This is a genomic window from Rhodococcus sp. 05-2256-B1 (genome assembly GCF_002258465.1).
Taxonomy (GTDB): domain Bacteria; phylum Actinomycetota; class Actinomycetes; order Mycobacteriales; family Mycobacteriaceae; genus Rhodococcoides; species Rhodococcoides fascians.
In genome coordinates this window covers 196,311-219,940 of the sequence record NZ_NOZA01000011.1, presented here as the reverse complement: position 1 = coordinate 219,940, position 23,630 = coordinate 196,311, and the positions used below count along the sequence as shown (strand labels likewise).

The 23,630-nt window shown below is 64.5% G+C and carries 22 protein-coding genes and 1 pseudogene; 12 read left to right on the top strand and 11 right to left on the bottom strand.

Translation table 11 applies throughout. The annotated features are described in order from the left end of the window. Positions 1-7: 7 nt before the first annotated feature. Complete coding sequence (locus CH285_RS02985) at positions 8-1,123, bottom strand: MBL fold metallo-hydrolase (RefSeq protein ID WP_094644603.1); 1,116 nt, start codon at positions 1,121-1,123, stop codon at positions 8-10. A 94-nt stretch (positions 1,124-1,217) separates the two neighbouring features. Here CH285_RS02985 and htpG point away from each other — a divergent pair, with 94 nt between their 5' ends. Continuing rightward, the gene (gene htpG, locus CH285_RS02980; RefSeq protein ID WP_094644472.1) at positions 1,218-3,143 is read left to right on the top strand and encodes a molecular chaperone HtpG; all 1,926 of its coding nucleotides are present in this window, start codon (positions 1,218-1,220) and stop codon (positions 3,141-3,143) included. A gap of 63 nt (positions 3,144-3,206) precedes the next feature. On the opposite strand, the pseudogene CH285_RS02975 reads toward htpG, so the two are convergent. Together CH285_RS02975 and shbA are read right to left on the bottom strand one after the other, a co-directional pair. After that, positions 3,207-4,853: pseudogene (locus CH285_RS02975) on the bottom strand (purine-cytosine permease family protein). Between the two features lie 113 nt (positions 4,854-4,966). Beyond that, a complete protein-coding gene (gene shbA / locus CH285_RS02970) occupies positions 4,967-5,548 on the bottom strand; it encodes an RNA polymerase sigma factor ShbA (RefSeq protein WP_027495956.1) in 582 nt (193 codons plus the stop codon). Positions 5,549-5,744: 196 nt separating this feature from the next. Between shbA and CH285_RS02965 the strand changes: the two genes are divergently transcribed. After that, positions 5,745-6,692: an alpha/beta fold hydrolase gene (locus tag CH285_RS02965; RefSeq protein ID WP_027495955.1), complete on the top strand. Its 948-nt coding sequence runs from the start codon at positions 5,745-5,747 to the stop codon at positions 6,690-6,692. Positions 6,693-6,759: 67 nt separating this feature from the next. On the opposite strand, the gene CH285_RS02960 is transcribed toward CH285_RS02965, so the two are convergent. The 3 genes from CH285_RS02960 to CH285_RS02950 form a co-directional block, all read right to left on the bottom strand. After that, positions 6,760-7,434 (bottom strand): hypothetical protein, encoded by a 675-nt coding sequence (locus tag CH285_RS02960; protein ID WP_027495954.1) that lies wholly within the window; start codon positions 7,432-7,434, stop codon positions 6,760-6,762. Positions 7,435-7,626: 192 nt separating this feature from the next. Then, positions 7,627-8,961, bottom strand: coding sequence for an ammonium transporter (locus CH285_RS02955; RefSeq protein WP_032381687.1), 1,335 nt, complete (start codon positions 8,959-8,961; stop codon positions 7,627-7,629). Continuing rightward, positions 8,958-9,689: an enoyl-CoA hydratase gene (locus CH285_RS02950; RefSeq protein ID WP_094644471.1), complete on the bottom strand. Its 732-nt coding sequence runs from the start codon at positions 9,687-9,689 to the stop codon at positions 8,958-8,960. The genes CH285_RS02955 and CH285_RS02950 overlap by 4 nt, the downstream gene beginning before the upstream one ends. A gap of 55 nt (positions 9,690-9,744) precedes the next feature. Here CH285_RS02950 and CH285_RS02945 point away from each other — a divergent pair, with 55 nt between their 5' ends. Beyond that, positions 9,745-10,818 (top strand): NAD(P)-binding domain-containing protein, encoded by a 1,074-nt coding sequence (locus CH285_RS02945; protein ID WP_032399906.1) that lies wholly within the window; start codon positions 9,745-9,747, stop codon positions 10,816-10,818. Here the strand turns inward: CH285_RS02945 and CH285_RS02940 are convergent. Beyond that, a complete protein-coding gene (locus CH285_RS02940; protein ID WP_094644470.1) occupies positions 10,815-11,636 on the bottom strand; it encodes a uroporphyrinogen-III synthase in 822 nt (273 codons plus the stop codon). The two genes, CH285_RS02945 and CH285_RS02940, sit on opposite strands and share 4 nt — an antisense overlap. Positions 11,637-11,738: 102 nt before the next feature. Continuing rightward, entirely contained in the window at positions 11,739-12,587 is an 849-nt protein-coding gene (locus CH285_RS02935; protein ID WP_063216894.1) for an aldo/keto reductase, read from the bottom strand. Between the two features lie 57 nt (positions 12,588-12,644). Here CH285_RS02935 and CH285_RS02930 point away from each other — a divergent pair, with 57 nt between their 5' ends. Further along, complete coding sequence (locus CH285_RS02930; protein ID WP_094644469.1) at positions 12,645-14,309, top strand: ABC-F family ATP-binding cassette domain-containing protein; 1,665 nt, start codon at positions 12,645-12,647, stop codon at positions 14,307-14,309. Between the two features lie 16 nt (positions 14,310-14,325). Here CH285_RS02930 and CH285_RS02925 read toward each other — a convergent pair whose 3' ends face one another. Continuing rightward, entirely contained in the window at positions 14,326-14,943 is a 618-nt protein-coding gene (locus tag CH285_RS02925) for an alpha/beta fold hydrolase (protein ID WP_306436719.1), read from the bottom strand. A 12-nt stretch (positions 14,944-14,955) separates the two neighbouring features. Then, complete coding sequence (locus CH285_RS28565) at positions 14,956-15,156, bottom strand: hypothetical protein (protein ID WP_306436718.1); 201 nt, start codon at positions 15,154-15,156, stop codon at positions 14,956-14,958. A gap of 81 nt (positions 15,157-15,237) precedes the next feature. On the opposite strand from CH285_RS28565, the gene CH285_RS02920 reads away from it, so the two are divergent. From CH285_RS02920 to CH285_RS02895, 6 genes are all read left to right on the top strand, one after another. Continuing rightward, the gene (locus CH285_RS02920) at positions 15,238-15,693 is read left to right on the top strand and encodes a MarR family winged helix-turn-helix transcriptional regulator (RefSeq protein ID WP_094644468.1); all 456 of its coding nucleotides are present in this window, start codon (positions 15,238-15,240) and stop codon (positions 15,691-15,693) included. A 64-nt stretch (positions 15,694-15,757) separates the two neighbouring features. After that, positions 15,758-16,030 carry a helix-turn-helix transcriptional regulator gene (locus tag CH285_RS02915; RefSeq protein ID WP_032365905.1) on the top strand — a complete coding sequence of 91 codons (273 nt, stop codon included), beginning with the start codon at positions 15,758-15,760 and terminating at the stop codon, positions 16,028-16,030. Next, positions 16,027-16,581, top strand: a complete 555-nt coding sequence (locus tag CH285_RS02910) for a hypothetical protein (protein ID WP_094644467.1) — start codon at positions 16,027-16,029, stop codon at positions 16,579-16,581. The genes CH285_RS02915 and CH285_RS02910 overlap by 4 nt, the downstream gene beginning before the upstream one ends. Positions 16,582-16,597: 16 nt before the next feature. Beyond that, a complete protein-coding gene (locus CH285_RS02905; RefSeq protein WP_032381681.1) occupies positions 16,598-17,491 on the top strand; it encodes an ABC transporter ATP-binding protein in 894 nt (297 codons plus the stop codon). Beyond that, a complete protein-coding gene (locus CH285_RS02900) occupies positions 17,488-18,687 on the top strand; it encodes an ABC transporter permease (protein WP_094644466.1) in 1,200 nt (399 codons plus the stop codon). The genes CH285_RS02905 and CH285_RS02900 overlap by 4 nt, the downstream gene beginning before the upstream one ends. 10 nt (positions 18,688-18,697) lie before the next feature. Beyond that, a complete protein-coding gene (locus CH285_RS02895) occupies positions 18,698-20,191 on the top strand; it encodes a carboxyl transferase domain-containing protein (protein WP_094644465.1) in 1,494 nt (497 codons plus the stop codon). 18 nt (positions 20,192-20,209) lie between these two features. On the opposite strand, the gene CH285_RS28600 is transcribed toward CH285_RS02895, so the two are convergent. Beyond that, on the bottom strand, positions 20,210-20,608 hold the full coding sequence (locus CH285_RS28600) for a hypothetical protein (RefSeq protein ID WP_094644464.1): 399 nt from the start codon (positions 20,606-20,608) through the stop codon (positions 20,210-20,212). Positions 20,609-20,800: 192 nt separating this feature from the next. Here CH285_RS28600 and CH285_RS02885 point away from each other — a divergent pair, with 192 nt between their 5' ends. After that, the gene (locus CH285_RS02885; protein WP_094644463.1) at positions 20,801-22,657 is read left to right on the top strand and encodes a propionyl-CoA synthetase; all 1,857 of its coding nucleotides are present in this window, start codon (positions 20,801-20,803) and stop codon (positions 22,655-22,657) included. 70 nt (positions 22,658-22,727) lie between these two features. Then, entirely contained in the window at positions 22,728-23,630 is a 903-nt protein-coding gene (locus CH285_RS02880; protein WP_032385729.1) for a DMT family transporter, read from the top strand.

The following is a 23,630-nucleotide window of genomic DNA, read 5'->3' as shown; positions in this document are numbered from 1 at the left end:
TGCTGCCTCAGCCCAGACGGGTCCACCAGCGATCGTCGTGCACGGCCCTCGTACCGTCGATGCGTTGACCCGGCATCGGTACCGCAACCTGCACACCCACGTCCTGGGCGGCGGCGTGCAGCCGCACGATCGGTTCGGACCACGGATGGAACGCCAGGTTGAACGTCGCCCAGTGGATCGGCACGAAGATCCCCGACGGCGTCAGATCGACGTGCGCCGTGACAGCTTCCTCGGGATTCATGTGAATGTCCGGCCACCGAACGTCGTAGGCACCGACGGGAAGAAGCGTCAGATCGAACGGTCCGTAGTTGCTGCCGATCTCGGCGAACTTCGGTGTGTAACCGGTGTCGCCGCCGAAGAAGACACGCCGCACCGGACCGGCGAACGCCCAGGACGCCCACTGCGTGGAATCGCGAGTCAGGCCGCGGCCGGAGAAGTGACGAGCCTCGGTACACGTGACGGTGAGGCCACCGATCGCCGTCTGCTCGTCCCAATCGAGTTCGATGATGCGTTCCTCGGGCACTCGCCACTTGCGCAGGTGCGCGCCGATACCCAGCGGCACCACGAACGGGGCCGACTGTGTGCTCGCCAGCTTCTGCACGGTCGCCTTGTCGAGATGGTCGTAATGATCGTGGGAGATCACGATGGCGTCGACCCGAGGTAGGTCCGTCAGGTCGACCGGCGTCGGATGCAGCCGTGCCGGGCCCACCACCGAGGACGGGGACACGCGATTGCTCCACACCGGATCGGCCAGAATGCGATACCCGTCGACCTCGACGAGCACACTCGAATGTCCGTACCAGGTGACCGCCAGCTCGCCCGCGTCCACCGGCGCGATCGGCGGTGCCAGTGGGATCGGCCGCTGCGGCCTGCCCTTACCTCGCTCGGTGAACAGCGAGACGAGCATGTTCTTCTGCCCCTTCTCGCCGCGGCCCGGGACGTAACTGGAACTGGGGTCGGAGTTGTGGAACCGGCGGTCGCGGTAGCGCGGGGACCCGGCCGCGTACGGAGTGATGTGCACTCTCCTGGCACCGATGGCCGACGGAAGACCCCACAGCGCACGCGCCAACCATGCCCCGCCCAACGCTGCGGTCGCTCCTGCTACCAACTTCGTCTTCGTCACGGCCACCACAGTAGGCGGCGCCGACGTCTTCGCAGCTCACCCGTAGCCTTGCCGTAGAATATTCGCGTCGGTTTTGCTGCTAGAAGGGGAGACATTGAGTACCGAACAGCTCGAATTCCAGGCGGAGACGCGCCAGCTCCTGGATCTGATGGTGCACTCCATCTACTCCAACAAGGACAGCTTTCTCCGTGAACTGATCTCGAACTCCTCGGACGCGCTGGACAAGCTGCGCCTGGAGTCGTACCGCAACAAAGATCTGGACGTCGACGTCTCGGATCTGCACATCGAGATCGACATCGACTCCTCCGCTCGTACCCTCACCATCCGGGACAACGGCATCGGCATGTCGAGCTCGGAGGTCATCGACCTCATCGGCACGCTCGCCAAGTCCGGCACCGCCGAGGTCCGCAAGAAGCTCAAGGAAGCCAAGGACGCAGCGGCTTCCGAGGAGCTGATCGGCCAGTTCGGCATCGGCTTCTACTCCACGTTCATGGTGGCCGAGAAGGTCACGCTGCTCACCCGCAAGGCCGGCGAGAGCACCGCCACCAAGTGGGAATCCACCGGCGAGGGCACCTACGAGATCACCGACGTCGACGACGCCCCCCAGGGTTCCTCGGTGACGTTGGCGCTCAAGCCCGCCGACGAGGAAGACCACCTCCACGATTACGCGTCCGAGCGCAAGATCAAGGAACTGGTCAAGAAGTACTCCGACTTCATCGCGTGGCCCATTCGCATCGACGTGGAGAAGCGCGTCAAGAGCGAAGAAGAAGGCGGCGAGGACACCGTCACGATCGAGACCGAGACGATCAACTCGCAGAAGGCGCTGTGGACCCGCTCCAAGGACGAGGTGTCCGAGGACGAGTACAAGGAGTTCTACAAGCACGTCAGCCATGCCTGGGACGAACCGCTCGAGGTCATTCCGTTCAAGGCCGAGGGCACATTCGAATACCAAGCGCTGCTGTTCATTCCGTCGCAGGCACCGTTCGACCTGTTCATGCGCGAGAGCAAGGCCGGCGTACATCTGTACGTCAAGCGCGTGTTCATCATGGACGACTCGCAGGAACTGCTGCCCGAGTACCTGCGCTTCGTCAAGGGTGTCGTGGATGCAGCGGACCTCTCGCTCAACGTTTCTCGCGAGATCCTACAGCAGGACCGGCAGATCCGCGCGATCCGTCGTCGCCTGACCAAGAAGGTGCTCTCGACCGTCAAGGAGCTGCAGAGCGAGCAGCCCGACAAGTACAAGACGCTGTGGTCGCAGTTCGGCACGGTCCTCAAGGAGGGCTTGATCTCCGACTCCGACAACCGCGAAACCCTGTTGGGCATCTCGTCGTTCGCGTCCACCCACTCCGAAGAGGGTCTGACGACCCTCGCCGAGTACGTGGACCGGATGAAGGACGGCCAGCAGCAGATCTACTACATGACCGGTGAATCGCGTCAGCAGATCGAGAGCTCGCCGCACATGGAGGCCTTCAAGGCTCGCGGTCTCGAGGTGCTGCTGCTCACCGATTCGGTCGACGAGGTGTGGGTCGGCAACGTCACCGACTTCGACGGAAAGTCGTTCCAGTCCATCGCCAGGGGCGAGGTGGATCTCGACACCGAAGAGGAGAAGAAGGAGTCCGAGGCCAAGCGCGAGGAGCAGGACAAGGAATTCGCCGACCTGCTCACCTGGCTGACCGACACCCTCGGCGAGGACGTCAAGGAGGTGCGTCTGTCGACGCGCCTGACGACGTCACCGGCCTGCGTCGTCGGCGACGAGTTCAGCTTCTCCCCGCAGCTCGAGAAGATGTACAAGGCCTCGGGCCAGTTCGTGCCGACCTCCAAGCGCATCCTCGAACTCAACCCGAACCACGACCTGGTGACGGGACTGAAGAAGGCCCGCGAGGATCGCAGCGACGATCCGCACCTCGCCGAGACCGCCGAATTGCTCTATGCGACGGCACTTCTCGCCGAGGGAACCGAGCTGAAGGATCCGGCGAAATTCTCCAAGTTGCTCGCCGATCGGTTGACGCGCACCATCTGAGCGGCTTCGCCCCATGTGAGTGGAACTTCGTAGCCTGCTACGAGGTTCCACTCACATGCTGGGTCACTGAGGCGGGAGAATGTGCTCCCCCGTCTTGTCGGTGCTCAGTGACAGCGAACTGATGTACTGCTTTTCTCCGTTGGGCCCCGGCACGTTGGACGCGATCATGTCGGGTCGCTCGAATTCCATGCCGCTGACGTGGCACATCACGAGCTCGTCGGACGGGTTGCCGTGCTCGTCGAACATCGGCAGATCGATGCCGTCATCGGTGCGTCGCAGGTAGTACTTGCCCTTGGTCGCCACCGCCAGGATGGGCGGAAGTATCAGTGCGAGAACGAGAGCCACAATGGGCGAATACGGTTTGATCGCAGACCCGAATGCCCCGAAGAACACCAGAATCGACGAGATCGCCGACACCGCCATCGATCCGAAGCCCACCGGGTTGATGTTGTAGAGCATGCCGCGTCGGAACTCGGGCACCTTGGGCGAGAGCTTCAGGATGTACTTGTTGAACACGATGTCCGAGGCCACCACCGCGATCCACGCGATACCGCAGTTGGCGTAGAAGCCGAGGATGCTGTTGAGGAAGTCGAACATGTTGGCTTCCATCAGGATCAGCGCGATGGCCAGGTTGAACAGCACGAACACCATGCGGCCCGGATACGTCTTGGTGAGGCGGGTGTAGGAGTTGGTCCACGCCAGCGACCCCGAATACGCGTTGGTCACGTTGATCTTGATCTGGCTGATGACGACCAGGATCACCGCGAGGGTCATGGCGAGCCAGCCGGGCATGAAGTTCTCGTAGATCTCCAGGAACTGGTGCACCGGCTCGTTGGCGATGCTGGATCCGTCGACGACGTTGGCGATCAGGTACACGGCGAGGAAGAGGCCGACGACCTGCTTGAGGGCACCGAAGATGACCCAGCCGGGGCCGGCGAGAAGCACTGCCGTCCACCAGCGTCGGGAATTCTCGGGAGTCTTGGGCGGCATGAATCGCAGGTAGTCGATCTGCTCGGCGATCTGCGCGATGAGCGAAAGACACACGCCTGCGGCGAGCATCACCGACCCGACGTTGACGCCCTTGCCTTCGGCCCCGTCCTGACCGCCGTAGGCGAAGAACTCACCCACCGAGTCGGGATTGCTGATCACCAGGTAGACGAACGGCAGCACCATCAGGACGAGCCACAGCGGGGTGGTCCAGACCTAAAGTTTGGCAAGGGCTTTCATGCCGTAGATGACCAGCGGGATCACCATGATCGTCGAGACCGCGTACCCGATGGGCAACGGGATGCTCAGCCCCAATTCGAGTCCCTGCGCCATGATCGAACCTTCGAGCGCGAAGAAGATGAACGTGAACGTCGCGAAGATGACGTTGGTGACGACCGATCCGTAGTAGCCGAAACCGCTTCCACGCGTGATCAAATCGAGGTCGATGTTGTAACGGGCCGCATAGTAGGCAAGCGGAAGGCCGGTCAGGAAGATGACGACGGCGAACACCAGAATGCCCCACAGTGCATTGCCGGTTCCGTACGAGATTCCGATATTGGCACCGATGGCAAAATCCGCGAGATACGCGATGCCACCGAGCGCGGATGTCGCGACAACACCGGTTCCCCACTTACGGTAGCTACGCGGCGCGAAGCGCAGCGTATAGTCCTCGAGCGTCTCTTTGAGCGCGGTGTCTGTCGGCGCTGGCTGTACGGCGGTCATGGATCAACAACGTAGAACCGCCACGTTGCCGACGTGTCTTGAGCCGATGTAGCTGGTGTTAATCGAACCGGCTTATCGGACATACGTCTCGGACACCCATCCACCGGGCGGTGTCAGGCAGCTGTGCGGGCCGCCAGTAGCGAGAAGTTCGACAGTTCGGCGCGCAGCATGTTCATCGCCCGGTGCTGGGCCACCCGCACTGCACCGGCCGTCATTCCCAGAGCTTCGCCGGTCTGCGGTGCCGTCAGGCCCCACACCACTCGCATCAGGATGATCTTGCTGTACTTCGGGGGCAGGGTGTTCATCAGGGCCTGCGCATGGGAGCGGAGTTCGTCGCCCAGCGCGACCTGCTCGGGACCGTCCTCACCCGACACCTCCTCGGGCAGCTCGGCCGTCGAGAACGTCTGCCGCAGAGCCGATCGGCGACCGGCATCGGCCAGTTTGTGAGCAGCGATTCCGTAGACGAATGCCATGAACGGTTTGCCCATGTCGCGGTACTTGGGTATCGCGGTGACCAGAGCGAGGCAGACGTCCTGCACCACGTCGTCGGCCGCGACATCGAGATTGCCGATCCGAGAGGCGCAGTAGCGGCGAATCGGAGGCTGGATCAACACCAGTACGCGTTCGAGTGCGGCGCGGTCACCCGCGACGGCCCGCGGTACGACGTCTTCGAGCGTGTCCATGGAAGTGCTCATGGCCGATCTCCTTCTTGGCAACGCGCGCCCTCACCTGAACGCTCACCAGTACTTCGAGGCAGCCGACCGTTCGGCTTGGTCGGATCGGTTACCACAATCGAGAAGAATGTGACTCAGGTAACACGGCGTGTCGTACGAGCGACGTACCGGACAACATCCACGTCGCGTCACGTGACCCTGACACCGCGGAGCGCACATGAGTACGAGTGAGCAGAACCACCTGGTCGGTCGCCGGAGCACCGTCGCCGCAGGGGACGGAACCACGCTCGCAGTGCGCGAGTTCGGACGGCCCGATGCGGCTCTGACCGTGGTGTTCGTCCATGGACACTGCCTGCGGATGCAGTCGTGGACCGAGCTGCGCACCCACGTCGAGGATGTCTGGGGCGAGAACACGCGAATCGTTCTGTACGACCACCGCGGCCACGGCGAATCCGGTGCCGCAACGCCCGACAGCTGCACCATCGATCAGCTCGGCGAGGACCTGGCCGACGTGATCCGCGCTGTCGTACCGGTCGGGCCGTTCGTTCTGATCGGACACTCGATGGGCGGCATGACGGCGCTCTCCTACGCGCGTCAGTACCCGGATGCCGTCGGCTCGCGCCTCGTCGGGGTCGGGTTGATCGCGACGTCCGCAGGCGGGATCACCGACGACGGGCTCGGTCGCTGCCTCGCGCATCCGGCCGTGTCGGCGTTTCAGGCAGCTGTTCGACGGGCCCCTCGATTGATGTCGGGTGCCAAGAGGCTCAGTCGCGGGGTGTGCGCGCCCATCGTCAGGACGGCGGGATGCGGCTCCCACAAAGTCAGCCCGCGGGTGGTCACTCTGGCGACGGCGATGCTCGGCGACACGTCCATCGTGACGATGGCCGGCTTCCTCGGCGCGTTCCGCGGACTCGACGAGGTGGCCGGTCTGGCCGCGCTGGCCTCGATTCCCACGCTGGTGCTGTGCGGTTCGGACGACCTGATGACGCCGATGCGACACTCGGAAACCCTTGCATCCCACCTGCCCGACGCACGGTTGGTACGTATCGCGCAGGCCGGACACATGGTGATTCTCGAACGAGCACACGAGGTGGCGGACGCCATCGTCGAACTCGTGACGGCAGCTCGGCGAGCTCACGTGGGAGATCTCGCCCTGGCTCGCTAGACCTTTCGACGACTGTGGCCCGCACCGGATATCCGATGCGGGCCACAGTTCTGTTGTCGAGGCGGTGTTACTTCTTCACTGCGGGAGGAGCGTTGAGCAGCTGGATGAACTGTCCGGCGTTACCGATGACTGCGCCGAGGCCACCGGCGGAGGTGCCGGCGAGCGATCCGATGGCACCGAGGGCGATTGCGCCGATGACGCAGCCGCCGATGGGGCCCGCTCCGAGAAGAGTTGCAACCGGTGCGGTCACGACGACTCCGGTGATGATTCCGAGGATGCACCCGCCGACGATTCCGGTTGCAGCACCGAGGAATCCACCGACGGAGGCGGTGAGGCTGAGGTTGTCCTTGACACCTGCGACTGCGGCGGGCAGGTCGACTTGCTGCAGACCGGGGAGGGAGGTGGAGACCGGGGTTGCCGCGGCAGGCGAGACATCTGCGGTCAGAGTGGCGTGGTTGCCGTCGATGTCGGCAGCGACGGGGTGCGAGAATCCGTCGGCGGCGATGGCGAGCGGTACGGAGTCGACGAGTGCGCCGTTGGCGTCACGGACGACCAGGTGGTTGTCTTCGTTGCTCAGGGTGCCGGCCGTCGTGTCGACGAGGACCTGGTTGCCGGCCTGGGTGACGTTCCACCCGACGGCAGCGGCGGGAGCCGGGGCCGGATCCGCATAGGCGGTGCCCATGGCGGTCGTCATCGCTGCAATGACCAATGCGGACGTTGCCGCGAATCGAGTCAGCTTCATGTTCCTCAGTCTTTCGTCGTGTCCATCTCTCGATACCGAGCAGCGAAAAGCTATGGGCACAACGAGCGTGAAGAGCGAACCGAAGATGAACGAGAGGGGTCGAACCGAACAACGATCGATCGCATCAACGCGAAAGGGACAGAACGACTTTCAGCGACCGATCGGTTCGTAAAGGACGCGCAGGGTTTGCCCCTACTTACCGAAAAGACCAGGCTTGTTGCTGCCTCCGTGGCCCACTCCGAAGTCGTAGGCGGACTCGGCGTGCTCGTGCTCGTCCAGGCCGTCGGCCTCGTGCTGCGCGTCGGCGCGCACGCCCATGACGGCCTTGATTGCGAACGCGATAGCGGTGGTGACGACTGCCGTGTACGCGAACACCGCCACGACGGCGATGGCTTGCACCCAGAGTTGATGCAGACCGCCGCCGTACAACAAACCGTCCTTGCCCGCCGGCATCTGCGCACTGGCGACGAGTCCGATCATCAGCGTTCCGACGACACCGCCGACGAGATGCACACCGACGACGTCGAGTGAATCGTCGTAGCCGAAGCGATATTTGAGACCGATCGCCAACGCGCACAACGCACCCGAGACGATGCCGATCGCGGCTGCACCGATCGGTGTGACGGCAGTACACGACGGCGTGATCGCGACGAGTCCGGCCACCACTCCGGACGCCGCGCCGAACGACGTCGCGTGCCCGTCCCGCCATTTCTCGACGACGAGCCACGCCGCCATCGACAGCGCGCCCGCGCCCATCGTGTTCACCAGCGCCACTGCGGCGACGCCGTCGGCCGCCAACGACGAGCCCGCGTTGAAACCGAACCAGCCGAACCAGAGCAGTCCGGCTCCGAGCATGACGGCCGGAAGATTGTGCGGACGCATGGGATCTCGCGGCCACCCGCTCCGCTTGCCGACCACGAGGGCCAGCACCAGCCCGGCCACACCCGCGTTGATCTCCACGGCCGTGCCACCGGCGAAGTCGATCGCGCCGAGCCTGTTGGTGATCCACCCGCCGAACTCACTGGTGAGCCCGTCGAGCGAGAAAACCCAGTGCGCCACAGGGAAATACACCAGCGTGGACCACAGGGCCGCGAACAGCACCCACGGCACGAACCGCATCCGGTCTGCGACGGCACCGGAGATCAGCGCGACCGTCACCATGGCGAATCCCGCTTGGAATGCCGCGAACACCAACGCCGGAACGGTTCCCACCAACGGAATCGACACCGTGCCCGCCGCCGAGGTGTACACGCCGCCGAGCAAACCCTCGAAACCGGCGTACTGCAACGGGTTTCCGATCCAACCGCCGATCACGTTGTCGCCGAACACCATCGAGAACCCGAACGCCAACCACAGCAGCCATACGACGGCGATGGCCGACAGGCTCATCATCATCATGTTCAGCACGCTCTTCGAGCGCACCATGCCGCCGTAGAAGAAGGCCAAGCCCGGCGTCATCAGCAAAACCAGCGCGGTGCTCGCCAGCAACCAGGCCGTGTCGCCCGCGTCGGGCGCTCCATTGATCACTTGCCCACGAATCTCGGTGCGCGCTTCTCGGCTCTCGCGCGGCGCGCTTCCTTCATGTCCGCACTGCTCCACGCGGCCTCGAATGCCGCGCGCTGTGCGGGCGTCGGATCGTCGTGCGCGCCGTCGTCGTTGAACACCAGCTTGAGGTGTCGCAGCGCCAAGGGTGCAAGGGCAGTGATCGAGTGCGCCCACTGCGCGGCAACATCGCGATCGCCGAGCTTGTTGGCCAGACCGCATGTATACGCCTGATCGGCGTGCACCCGTTCGCCGCCGAGCAGGATCGTGCGCGCCACGCCGCCGCCGGCCAATGCCGCCAGCCGCTTGATCGTCCAGTTGCTCACTGCGATTCCGAGACGCGTGGAGGGAATCTCGAAGAATGCCTCGGGTGCGACCACCCGCAGGTCGCAGGCAATGGCAAGTTGCGTCCCCGCTCCGACGGCAGGCCCGTTGATCGCCGCCACGACGGGAACGGACACTCGCTCGATGGCGGTGAGCATGCCTTCCAGCGTCTCGCCGAACGCGTCGGGAAACGCATCTCCGGTCAGGTCGGCACCGGCGCAGAAGCTACTGCCCTGCCCGGTGATCACCACGACCCGCGCGCCGTCGGCATCCGCCTGCTCGACTTCGCGTCGTAGCGCGACACAGAGATCCGTGCTCAGCGCATTGCGCTTGTCCGGTCGCTGCAATTCCAGGATGACGACATCGCCGTCACGAGTGTGTCCGATCACGCCGAGCAGGTTACCGGCTGGTAGCGGCGGTCACAGGGCGGGGCCTGATCTACTGATACTCGTGATCGACACTCGGGTTGCTGTCATCGGTGCCGGCCAGGCCGGGCTCTCGGCCGGCTACCACCTCAGGCGGGCCGGACTTGCCGCAGGTGCGGGCTTCGTCATGCTCGACCGCTCCCCCGGACCTGGCGGTGCCTGGCAGTTCCGGTGGCCGTCGCTGACGCTCAGCACCGTCAACGGAGTGCACGATCTGCCCGGGATGCCGTTCGCCGACACGCTGGGAGACGAGCCACCCGAATCCATCGCGGCAGCCGACGCGGTTCCCCGCTACTACCGCGCGTACGAGGAACGGTTCGAACTGAATGTCCGACGCCCCGTCACGGTGACGGTCGTGTGCGACCGCGAACCACTCTTTCGGGTCGAGGCCGGCGACACGGTCGTCATAGCCGAGGGCCTCATCAATGCGACCGGAACGTGGGAGAAGCCGTTCGTTCCGCACTACGACGGAGCCGAGACCTTCACCGGTAGACAACTGCACACCAAGGACTACCGAACCGCGGACGAGTTCGTCGGCAAACACGTCGTCGTGGTCGGCGGCGGAATCTCGGCCGTGCAGCTACTCGACGAGATCTCGCAGGTCACCACAACAACATGGGTGACGCGTCGACCACCGGTGTTCCGGGACAGCCAGTTCGACCACGACGCCGGACGCAAAGCCGTCGCCATGGTCGAGGAGCGGGTGCGTGCGGGCCTGCCGCCGGGCTCGGTCGTCTCGGTGACCGGCCTGTTGCTCACCCCGTCGCTGGCTGCCGCACGCGAACGTGGCGCTCTCGAACGCAAGCCGATGTTCTCCTCGATCACCGCCGATTCCGTTGTCTGGGAGGACGGTTCGACCCAGCACGCCGACGTGATCCTGTGGGCCACCGGATTTCGCAGCGCCCTCGATCACCTTGCCCCACTGCGACTGCGCGGGCACGGCGGCGGAATCGTCATGGACGGCAGGCTGACCACCCGGGTCGCCGCGAACCATCGCGTCCACCTGCTGGGGTACGGCCCGTCCGCGAGCACGATCGGGGCGAACCGGGCCGGGCGAGCAGCGGTGACGGAGTTGCTCGAGACTCTGGGTTAACCCAGCTGCTCGACGACGAACTTGGCCAGGGAACCGAGACGCGCACGGCCCGGCATCGACGTCGGAACGCCCAACGCATCCAACGGGGCCGACGTCACCGGCCCCACGCAGATCGCGGCGACGGGGCCTCGAAGTGCGGCGAGGAAGGCGTCGAGCATGCCGTTGTCCTTGGCCGTCGACAGCAGGGAGGCGACGGCGGGAGCGCTCGTGAACGTCACTGCGTCCACTCGATGCTCGATGATCTGTGCCAACAAGTCCATGAGCGGGGCCTGATCGACGGGGCGGATCCAGCGGTACACGGGGATCGGGCGTACATGCGCACCGAGTTCGCTCAGAGCATCGCTCAGGTGAATCGTCGGTTCCCATTCGGTGATGACGCCGTGCAGTTGCACGGCGATGTCGGCACCGGAAATACCCTGGGCAGCAAGATGATCGGCGACTTCCTGCGATGCTTCGGTGGCGGGCGACCATTCATCACGCAGCCCGGCACCCCGGATCGCACCACGCGCTTTGGGGCCACGCGCAATGATTCGCGTGTGCCCGAGCGCTGCCAGGAGGTCGTCGCGCACACCCCATTCGGCCGCCGCGTCGAGCCAGCCACGGAAGCCGATACCGGTGCTGATCACCACGATCTTCGGGGGACGATCGACAATGCCTTCGGTAGCCGACTTCAGCTCCGAGTCGTCGATCAGGGGCAGAACGTGAATCGCCGCGGCGTGAACGATGTTCGCGCCGCGGCGTTCGAGCATGGTGGCCAATTCGTCTGCACGCCGCTCGGCGGTGAGGGCAACGGTCTTGCCTGCGAGCGGTTCCGACATGGGTACAGACTAGGCCCCCATGTGCGCACTGTGCCCGCGGTCGTTCCGCAGGCTCCACTCCGAACTTCGTAGTCCACTACGAAGTTCCACTCACATGGCGGGTCAGCTGCTGAACTTGTCCGGGTCCGGGCCGGTGCGGCCGTCGGCGGTGTCCAGAGCGTTGATCTGCTGAATCTCGTCGTTGCTCAGCTCGAAGCCGAACACGTCGAAGTTGCTCGCGATCCGCTCCGGGGTGACCGACTTGGGGATCACGACGTTGCCGAGCTGGATGTGCCAGCGCAGAATGACCTGGGCCGGGGTGACGCCGTGTGCCTCGGCGATGGGCGCAAAGGCCGGATCGTCCAAAACGGTGCCGGAGCCGAGCGGGCTCCACGCCTCCGTGGCGATGCCCTTCGAGGTATGGAAAGCGCGCAGTTCTTCCTGGATGAAGCGCGGATGCAGCTCGATCTGGTTGACCGACGGGACCTCACCGACGGCGTCCATCAGCTTCTCGAGCGTGGGGATGGTGAAGTTGGAGACGCCGATCGAACCGATGCGGCCGTCCGACTTCAGCTTCTGGAACGCCTTGAACGTGTCGATGTACTTGTCGCGATCGAGCTGCTGCCAGTGAATCAGGTACAAGTCGAGGTACTCGAGGCCCAGACGGTCCATGCTGGCGTCGAAGGCTTTCAAGGTGGAGTCGTAGCCCTGATCGTCGTTCCACAGCTTGGTGGTGACGAACAGTTCGTCGCGCGCGATGCCGGACTCCGCGATGGCTTTGCCGGTGCCGGCCTCGTTCTCGTACACCTTGGCGGTATCGATGCTGCGGTATCCGACCTTCAGCGCCTCGGACACGGCGGCCTGGGCACCGTCGTCGGGAACCTGCCACACACCGAACCCGAGCTGGGGAATCGACGTGCCGTCGTTGAGCACGATGGTCGGGACAGTACTGGTCTCGGCTGAATACGTCATACGAATGCCAACGGACGGCGTTGTGAATCTGTTCCCGGTCCCGGGGATACTGGTCCGGTGACTGCCACGCTCCGCATCGACGATCTGGCCGCCTTTCACGGCGATCGAACCCTGTTCTCCGGACTCGATCTGACGGTGGCCGAGGGTGATGTGATCGGGTTGGTCGGTGCGAACGGTGCCGGTAAATCGACGCTGTTGACGCTGCTGGCGGGCGTGGGAACGGCCGATCACGAGGGTGAGATCTACACCAGCCCGCCCGACGCGACCGTCGGTTATCTGGCGCAGGAGCCCGAGCGCATCGCCGGGGAGACGGTGTTGGATTTCCTCGGCCGGCGGACCGGGGTCACTTCGGCCGAAGCGTCCATGAACGCAGCCGCCGAGGCGTTGGGTGGCAGCGACTCCGGTCACTCCGCAGGCTCCGCTCCTGCCGACGAGGACCTCTACACCCCTGCGCTCGAGAAGTGGCTGGCGCTCGGCGGCGCAGATCTGGCGGAACGCACGACGAAGGTGCTCGCGGATCTGGGCCTCGATGTCGACGGCAGCGCATTCATGACGGACCTATCGGGTGGGCAGGCCGCCCGCGCCGGACTGGCCGCGATTCTGCTCGCACGCTACGACATTCTTCTGCTCGACGAGCCCACCAACGACCTGGACCTCGCAGGCCTCGAGCAACTCGAACAATTCGTCGTCGCGACGCGGGCGGCCATCGTCGTCGTCAGTCACGATCGCGAGTTTCTGGCGCGGACGGTGACCGGTGTCGTCGAGCTCGATCGAGCGCAGCGTCGCATCGATGTGTACGACGGCAGCTACCAGTCCTATCTCGCGGAACGAGAAATTGCGCGCCAGCATGCACGGGAGAAGTACGACGAGTTCGCAGACACCAAGTCGGCGTTGGAGTCTCGCGCGCAGATGCAGCGAAACTGGATGGAATCGGGCGTCCGCAACGCGCGACGAAAGGCGACCGACAACGACAAGATCGCCCGCAAGACCCGCGCCGAGTCGACCGAAAAGCAGGCCGCGAAAGCCCGTCAGACACAGCGCCGCATCGAGCGACTCGAAGTGGTCGAGGAACCCCGTAAGGAATGGGAACTGCGGATGGAGATCGCGGCGGCTCCTCGCAGCGGGACCGTTGTCGCGGTGTTGGGCGGAGCCGTCGTTCGCCGATCGGAGTTCACCTTCGGTCCGGTGACGACGCAGATCGACTGGGGCGATCGCATCCTCATTACCGGACCCAACGGCTCCGGCAAGACGACGTTGCTCTCGGTACTGCTGCGCCGGCTGGAACCGGACGAGGGCTCGGCATCATTGGGTTCGGGTGTGGCAATCGGTGAAATCGATCAGGCGCGAGCATATTTCGTCGGTGACGGCACGGTGTCCGACGCGTTGAGTGCAGCAGTTCCCGAATGGCCCGACGCCGAGGTCCGCACACTGTTGGCCAAGTTCGGGCTGCGCGGCGACGACGCACTGCGGCCGGCGTCGTCCCTGTCGCCGGGTGAACGAACCCGTGCGGCACTCGCATTGCTACAGGCCCGCGGCGTGAACCTGCTGGTGTTGGACGAGCCCACCAACCACCTCGACCTGCCCGCCATCGAACAACTCGAACGCGCGATGGAGAACTTCGAGGGCACCCTGCTGCTGGTGACGCACGATCGCCGCATGCTCGACACCGTTCGCAGCACTCGTCACTGGACGATGAACGATGGGCAGCTGAGCGAGAAGTAGGTCGCGCTGAATCACGTCAGCTCAGCAGGATTTCGTTCACCTCGGCGGCGGGACGCATCGGCAACGTGTGATGCGTGGCTCCGTCGAGTATCACGGTCCGCGCTGCAGGCAGGACGGTTCGGACCGCCGATTCGATCCGAGCGGCATTGTGCACCTTGCCATTCCCTGCCAGCACCACGGTTGTCGCTACACCGAAGTTCGCGAACGCAGCAGGTTTCGGCCGCTTCGGAACAATGGTTTTAGCGGTCGGAGCATGCGCGGCTCCCAGAGCAAGTACGTCGAGCCAATCCGGATTTAACTGCGCGCCATCGGTTTCCCATCGGACGAAAGCACGCTGCCGTTTCTCGTTGCGAGACAGCAGTATCGGTAGGGCGTGCAGCAGGTAGCGCGGACTCATGGAGCCGAAGCATGCGTTGGGATCGAGTAGGGTCAACGCATCCACGCGGTTCTCGTGACGTAGCGCATAGGCCAGTGCGATCATCGCGCCGTAGGAATGGCCGCACAGTGCCACGGTCGGCAGGTTCAACTCGTCGAGGACGGCCGACAGCCAATCCAGTAGCTCCTCGACAGAGTCGATGGCGCGTTCACCGGGCACGCTCCGTCCGACGTCGCCCATCAGGTCCACTGCGTACACCCGATAGTGCCTTCAGACCGCGTTGACATTGGCGAACCAGACGGTCGACGTCGCACCCGCGCCCGGCAGCAACACCAGCGCTGGACCGTCGACGGGCCCGCAAGCGTTGATTCGTGTGGCACCGTGCACCGTGTTCACGTCGATGGCTTGGGTATCCGCCGGCCACTTCTGCAGCACCCGGTCGTAGGCGGAGAAGAATTCGTCCAGCGTCACTGCAACCCTCCATTCTCTCGATGATCGAGATAGTAGACAATGGAGAGACATCTCGTCCAGCATCTCCCGAGGGATCAGCACATGACCGAGCCCGCCTCCACCGTCCATCAGCTACGCGCACTGACGGTCGACCTCGATCTTCTGGGCGCAGAATTCGCGCAGAGACATGCGCTCCACCCGACGGATATCCGGGCGCTGATCTGTCTCCTCGACGCGGACCGAGCCGGAACGCGCGCTACGCCCGGTTGGCTAGGAACCCAGCTGGGCCTGGAATCCGCGTCGGTCACGGCCCTGATCGATCGAATGACCAAGCGTGACTTGGTGTTACGCGAGCCCGACCCGTCCGACCGCAGGCGAGTACTGCTGCGCGTGACTGCGCACGCGTCGGAACTCGGGACAACATTCTTCGGCCCCGTCATCGGCCAGGCCGTCGACGAGCTCGCCCGCTTCACGCCAGAGCAGCGGGCAACGATCGTTGAGTTTCTGACCACGATGCGCGCCATCGTCGCCTCCACTCGGGAGCAGCAGACCCCGTAGACAAATCAGTAGTTTTGTTATTAACGGTTGACACATCGTTGGGTTTATACAACACTTGATTGTCATGAGCCCCGTCAAGCGCGGTACCGCGCTCCCGATCTACAACAGGGTGGGTGTTCTGCGGGCAGAACGAAAGATGAGCCGCGCGCAACTGGCCGAACTCGTCGAAGTGAATCCCCAGACGGTGGGAGCCCTGGAACGAGGCGACCACTACCCGAGCTTGGACCTCGCGATGCGCATCTGCGACGTCTTCGATCTGCCGATCGAAGCGGTGTTCTCACGCACCGAACTCGGACCACTCTCGGCCGAACTCTTCCGAAAGGAAAAGGATCGATGACCACGCCCGGCTCCGACATCCTCACCCGCTATCAGGCCTATCGCACCCGGCGATTCCTCGAGAACGACGCCAACACGAGACACTGGCTTCCGAAATGGCGCACGCAACATCGACGCCGCATTCTCGCCATCGCAGTGATGGCTGCCGACCTGACGTTCCTCGTCATAAGCATCTCGACGCTGTTCTTCTCGTGGGCCGCAATCGCCTGGATTCCCGCCGCACTCATCTTCATACCGATCTGGACCGCTCTACAAACGGTCTCCGGCCGCCACAGCGATGCACCCGTCGGAGCACTGGACGAATGGGAAGTACAGCAGCGCAACGAAGCTCGATCCATCGGCCTCACCGTCACGCAGGGGTTGGTCATGGCTGCGGCCTTCGCGCTGATCGTCCTGTCCACGACCTTTCCAGACCTCCCCCGTCTCGCCTACGCCGGCGGCGGATGGACTCTCGCAGCCTTGATGATCGGAATATCGACCCCGGCAATCATTCTTGCGTGGATAACCCCCGACCCCGAACCAGAAGACACCGAAGAGTTCGACCAGCAGTAACGACCGAAAGGGCACCATGAGCACCCTCACGATCGACTCCGTCTCCAAGAGATACGGCGACAAGATCGCCCTGGACAACCTGAGTTTCGACGTCCGGCCGGGCGAACTGTTCGGCTTCGTCGGCAGCAACGGCGCGGGCAAGACCACCACGATGCGCATCGCGCTCGGAGTGCTGTCGGCAGATTCCGGCCAGGTTCTGTTGGGCGGCAAGCCCGTCGACCTCGATGTCCGCCGCACCATCGGTTACATGCCGGAGGAACGCGGGCTGTACCCCAAGATGAAGGTCGGCCCGCAATTGGCGTACATGGCCGAGCTGCACGGCCTCTCGTCGAAGGATGCCAAAGCCGCGGTGATCCGCTGGACCGAACGCCTCGGCATCGACGAGCGCGTCAACGACACCGTCGACGCACTGAGCCTGGGCAACCAGCAGCGCGTGCAGTTGGCAGCAGCGCTGGTGCACGATCCCGCGGTTCTGGTCTTGGACGAGCCGTTCTCCGGCCTCGACCCGATCGCCGTCGATGTCATGAGCGAGGTACTGCGCGAAAAGGCCGCTGCCGGAGTGCCGGTGGTGTTCTCGAGCCACCAACTGGATCTGGTTCAGCGGCTGTGCGACCGCGTCGGCATCATCGCCGCCGGCTCGATGAAAGCCGTAGGAACCGTCGACGAACTCCGCGGATCGGGAGATTCGCACCTGCACGTCCACGCACCGAACGCTGCCCCCGGATGGGCGTCGGGCATCGCCGGAGTGAGCACACTCGGGCACAGCGACGGCGTCACCGTTCTCGGGCTGGCACCGGGAGCCGACGATCAAGAAGTCCTGCGGGCCGCACTCGCGACCGGACCGGTACACGAATTCTCCATCCAGAAACCTTCCCTGAGCGACCTGTTCCGAGAGGCGGTAGTGGCATGAGCTCCCAACTGAACTCCTTCAGCGCAGTGTCCTTGATAGCCAAGCGCGAGTTCACCGTTCAGGTGATGAAGAAGAGCTTCGTCATCAGCAACGTGATCATCCTGGCCGTCATCGTCGGCGGCATCATCGCATTCTCGATCTTCTCCGGCAGCGGTGACGAAGAGCGCGACGTCATCGGCGTCGCCGGGGACCAGTCCATTGCAACGGTATTGGAGGCGACCGGCGACGCCGTCGGTAGCCCCGTCGAAGTCCGTGACGTTGCCGACGCGGCGGCCGCGCGCAGTGGCGTCGAATCCGGGGATCTCGACGTGGCGTTGGTTCCGGACGGCAACGCAGGCGCATACACGGCCGTCACCGAGTCCGAACTGACCGGCACGTTGCGCGCCGTCGTCGAAGGCAGTGTCGCGACGCAGGCCACGAATGCTGCACTGGCGCAACAGGGTGTCGACCAGAACGAGCTCGGGGCAGCGACGAGTGCCGCGACGGTCACCGTCGACGCGATCGATCCGCCCGACCCGGAAGCCGGTCAGCGGACCGCCCTGGCCCTGTCGGCCGTGTTCCTGTTGTACGCACAGATCATCGGCTTCGGCATGTACGTCGCGATGGGCGTCGTCGAAGAAAAGTCCTCGCGCGTGGTCGAACTGCTGCTCTCCACCGTTCGCCCCCTGCAGTTGCTCTGGGGCAAGATTCTCGGCATCGGTGCGGTCGGCATCCTGCAGCTCGCTCTGTACGGGATTGCCGGTGTGGGAGCAGGATTGGGCACAGGCGTACTCACCGTCACCGGTGCCGCGGTCAGTGTCTTCGCGGCCACACTCGCGTGGTTCATTCTCGGCTTCGCGTTCTTCGCAGTGCTCTATGCAGCGGGCGGATCCATGGTCTCGCGGCAGGAGGACGTGAACTCGACAACCATGCCACTGCTGATCCTGATCATGGCCATGTTCTTCGCGGCCTTCTATTCCGTCAGCGATCCGGAGAGCACTCTCGCCAACACATTGAGCTGGATCCCGCCGTTCTCGGCGATCATGATGCCGCTGCGCATCGCCGCGGGCGTGACCTCGCCGGTGCAGATCGTCGGTTCGGCAGTCCTGATGGTGATCACCACCGCGATCCTGGCGATGGGCGCAGCGAAGATCTATCAGCGCTCCATTCTTCGGATCGGCAAGACCGTCTCGTGGAAGGAAGCATTCGCTCGATAGAGTTCGCGCCATGAGCCCACGGACATCCGCCGCCGAGATTCTCGATTCCGTTCTCGACGGCGGATCGTTCGTGTCGTGGGACTCCACGCCCGTGGACGTCCATCCTGGGGAGTCCTATCTGAAGGATCTGGCCAAGGCTCGCGAGAAGAGTGGCGTCGACGAATCGGTGTTGACCGGCGAGGGCACCATCGACGGCCGACGCGTCGCAATCGTTGCCTGCGAGTTCGCGTTTCTCGCCGGATCGATCGGCGTCGCGGCGGCCGAGCGCATCACCTCCGCAATCGAGCGCGCCACTGCAGAGGGCCTGCCACTCATTGCCTCCCCCACCTCCGGCGGCACGCGCATGCAGGAGGGAACGTTGGCCTTCGTGCAGATGGTCAAGATCGCCTCCGCCGTCACCGCACACAAAGCGGCGCACCTGCCGTATGTGGTGTATCTCCGCAATCCGACGACGGGAGGCGTTTTCGCATCCTGGGGTTCACTGGCCCACGTCACCGTCGCCGAACCCGAGGCCCTCATCGGGTTCCTCGGCCCGCGGGTGTATCAGGCCCTGTACGACAAGCCATTTCCCGATGGCGTCCAGACCGCCGAGAATTTGTACCAGCACGGTGTCATCGACGGTGTGGTGCCGGTCGAGCAATTGCGTCACTTGCTGATCCGCACGCTGCGAGTGATCGTCGACGCATCCGTGTGGACGGACGTTCCCGAAGTCGAACGTACGAACATTCCCCAGCAATCGGCCTGGCACTCGGTGCAGTCGTCGCGCCGCGCCGATCGTCCAGGGATTCGGCAGATCATCGAACATGCTGCGGCCGAACATGTTCCGCTCAGCGGCACCGGCCAGGGCGAGGCCGACACCTCGATCCTGTTGTCCCTGTGCCGCATTCGCGGTGTCTCCTGCGTGCTGTTCGGTAACGACCGAAGCAGTAGCACCGCCACGGCAACGATGGGTCCGGCAGCACTACGAGAAGCTCGCCGCGGCATGCGCCTGGCCGAGGAACTCCGGCTACCTCTGGTACTCGTCATCGACACATTCGGCGCAGCGCTGTCCAAGGAAGCCGAGGAGGGTGGTCTCGCTCCCGAGATCGCGCGGTCGATCTCCGACCTGGTCACCGTGAACACCCCGACGGTGTCGGTACTACTGGGCCAGGGCACCGGCGGCGGAGCACTCGCACTGCTGCCCGCGGACCGCGTCCTGTGTGCCCAGAGTGCCTGGCTCGCACCACTTCCACCCGAGGGAGCCAGCGCAATCGTGCACCGTGATACCGCCCATGCACCGGACATGGCCGAGGCTCAGGGCATTCGGTCGGTCGACCTACTGCGCGACGGCATCGTCGACGCCATCGTTCCCGAACTCCCCGATGCGGCCGACGAACCGGCCGCGTTCTCCGGTCGCATCGCCGATGCCATTGTCCGCGAACTACGCGAGCTGTCGATCCTCGAAGCGGCAGCTCGGACGAGTGCGCGACTCGGCCGCTACCGCACTCTCGGAGTCGCCTTGTGAGTAGAAACTCGACCCCTGCTACGAACTTTCACGCACGTGCGAGGTTACGAGCGCCAGCACATCGCCCGCCCGGAGGTCTGCTGGCAACTCGACCGGACTGACGCAGCAGCGCCCCGGACCGTGCACGTCGACCTTGACCACCGGACCCACCGAGTGCCGGTTGACCACTACGGCCTGCTGAAGATCACCGAACTCCGCATCGACGCCCACCTCGCCTGCGATGACCGACCGCACGCGAGTGATCAGAATCCGACCCCACTGCACCGGAGTGCCCTCGGCATCGGCCACATCCTCGAGCGCGACGCCGTCGACGGTGATGCGGCCGCACACACAGTGAGTGTCCGCCGGCCAGAGCGCTGGATCGCACCGCGAGACGTAGGCGGCACCGAGAGACGGAAGAATGTCCACAAGAGTCATGAGAAGAAGTCTTGCGCCGGGCGGTGGCGTCGAACAGGGGTGTTGACGCAATCTTGACGCCCCGGCGGTGAATATTGACGGCGTGTGGGCAGGAGTGCACTGTACGACCGCCGGTCGACGGGATTCCGCCGGTCGTCGCCGGTAGTGCGCAACCCGGCCCGGACCACCCCACCTCGAACTACGCTCGCAGACATGAGTGGCGAGTATCGGCAGGCGTTCGACAGCAGCATCGACAACCGCGAGGATTTCTGGCTGGCGGCCGCGTCGGGAGTCGACTGGGACACCCCTCCCACCACGGCGTTCGACGGTTCGCAGTGGTTTCCCGGAGCCCGTCTCAACACATGCGTCAACGCACTCGATCGGCACGTCGACGCCGGCCACGGCGATCGCACCGCGCTGATCTACGACTCGGCGATGCTCGGGCTCACCCGGAGCTACACCTACGCCGAACTTCTCGACGAGACCGCCCGCTTCGCCGGGGTGCTGCGCGCGCAGGGCGTCGGACCGGGCGACCGCGTGGTCATCTATCTGCCGATGATTCCCGAGGCCGTCATCGCGATGCTCGCGTGTGCGCGACTCGGTGCGGTGCACTCGGTGGTGTTCGGCGGATTCGCCGCCAAAGAACTCGCCGCGCGCATCGACGACGCCGAGCCGGTACTGCTGATCACCGCGAGCGGTGGGTTCGAACCGGGGCGCGTCATCGAGTATCTGCCGTTGGTGCAGCGTGCCCTGACGCTCACGACCGCGAACACACCGGCCGTGATCGTGAAAGCACGAGAGGGCATTCCCGGCGAACACGAGTGGCTGGATTGGGACACCCTCATCGCCGACGCCTCGGCCGCACAACCGGTTTCGATGGCGGCGACGGATCCGCTGTACATCCTCTACACGTCGGGTACGACGGGGAAGCCCAAGGGCGTGGTGCGCGACAACGGCGGTCATGCCGTCGCGTTGACGTGGTCGATGCGCAACATCTACGACGTGGATGCCGGCCAGGTGATGTGGACGGCCTCCGACGTCGGGTGGGTGGTGGGACACTCGTACATCGTCTACGGCCCGCTGTTTGCCGGTGCCACAACGGTTCTCTACGAGGGCAAGCCTGTCGGGACTCCCGATGCAGGCGCGTTCTGGCGGGTGATTCAGGACCACCGTGTGCGGGCCCTGTTCACCGCACCGACCGCGCTACGCGCTATCCGCAAGGTCGATCCGCACGCCGCCGAGCTCGAGAAGTACGACACGTCCTCGCTCGAGACACTGTTCGTCGCCGGTGAACGCCTCGATCCCGATACGTACGAGTGGATTTCACGCACCCTCGATCGACCCGTCGTCGACCATTGGTGGCAGACCGAGACCGGGTGGGCCATCTGCGCCAACCTTCGCGGGCTGGAACCACTTCCGATCAAACCTGGATCGCCGACCGTGCCGGTACCGGGATTTCAGGTCGGTATCCTCGACGCGTCCGGTAATCCTGTGGACGCAGGCTCGGAGGGCAACATCGTCGTGCAGCTGCCACTGCCGCCCGGTGCACTGGTTGGACTGTGGAACGACGAATCACGTTTCCAGCGTTCGTATCTCGATACGTTCCCCGGTTACTACCTCACCGGCGACTCCGGTTACATCGACGCCGACGGTTACGTCTACGTACTCGGTCGCAGCGACGACGTCATCAATGTCGCCGGCCACCGCCTGTCCACCGGGTCGATGGAGGCGGTGCTCGCGGGCCATCCCGCCGTCGCCGAATGCGCCGTCATCGGTATCCACGACGACCTCAAAGGCCAGCGCCCCAGCGGATACGTAGTACTCAAAGCCGGGGAGAACATCTCCGAGGAGCAATTGCGTACCGAACTGGTGGCCATGGTCCGCGATCAAATCGGTGCACTGGCCACCTTCCGCGATGTGACGATCGTCGGAGCTCTGCCGAAAACCCGCTCGGGCAAGATACTCCGAAAGACGATGCGACAGATCGTCGCCGGTGAGCAGTACGGGGTTCCGTCGACCATCGAGGATCCCGCGGTCCTCGATGCGCTGGAGAAGCTCCTCGGCAGATAGGCGGAAACAGAAGCAACCATGGCCGAAACCCGCGCGCCATGGGGCACTCCCGCACGATAGCGTCCTCGGCATGACAGATCTCGACACCCGCCCCGCCGTCGACTGGCTCGCACTCGGTGCGGTCACCGTCACGGTGATCTCGTGGGCCTCGGCCTTCGTCGCCATCCGCGGCGTCGGTGAATCGTTCGGTGCCGGCCCACTCGCTCTGGGCAGGCTCCTCATCGGATCGTGCGCCCTCGGCGCGATCGTGCTGGTCAGGAGACAGTGGGTCAAGCCGAACCGCACTCAGTGGTTACAGATCGCCAGCGTCGGCGTGTTCTGGTTCGGCGTCTACAACGTCGCCCTCAACGCCGCCGAGCAACGTGTCGACGCCGGAACGACGTCGATGATCATTCAGATCGGCCCCATCCTGGTGGCGCTGTTCGCCGGTCTGCTTCTGGGCGAGGGCTTTCCGAAGTGGTTGGTGATCGGTGCCGGTATCGCGTTCGCCGGTGCCGTCATGGTCGGCGTCGTCACCGCCGTCACCACCACCTCGACCACCAGGACGGACGCCGACTTCCTCGGCATCGCACTGTGTCTCGTATCCGCAGTGACCTATGCGATCGGAGTACTCAGCCAGAAGCCGGTACTGCGCACGGTCCCCGGCCTGCAGGTCACCTGGATGGCCTGCACCATCGGCGCGGTCTGCACGCTTCCGTTCGCGCCGGCTCTGCTCGACGACCTGTCGACCGCCTCGGCCGGAGCCACCGGCGGATTGGTCTATCTCGGCCTGGTTCCCACTGCGCTGGCGTTCAGCACCTGGGCTTATGCGTTGACGAGAATGAACGCAGGCAAGCTCGGCATCACCACGTATGCGGTGCCGCCGATCACCATCACTCTGGCCTGGTTGTTGCTCGGCGAGATACCGCACATTCTCGCCGTCGTCGGCGGTGTCATCTGCCTCGTCGGGGTCGGGTTGTCCCGCAGGAAATAG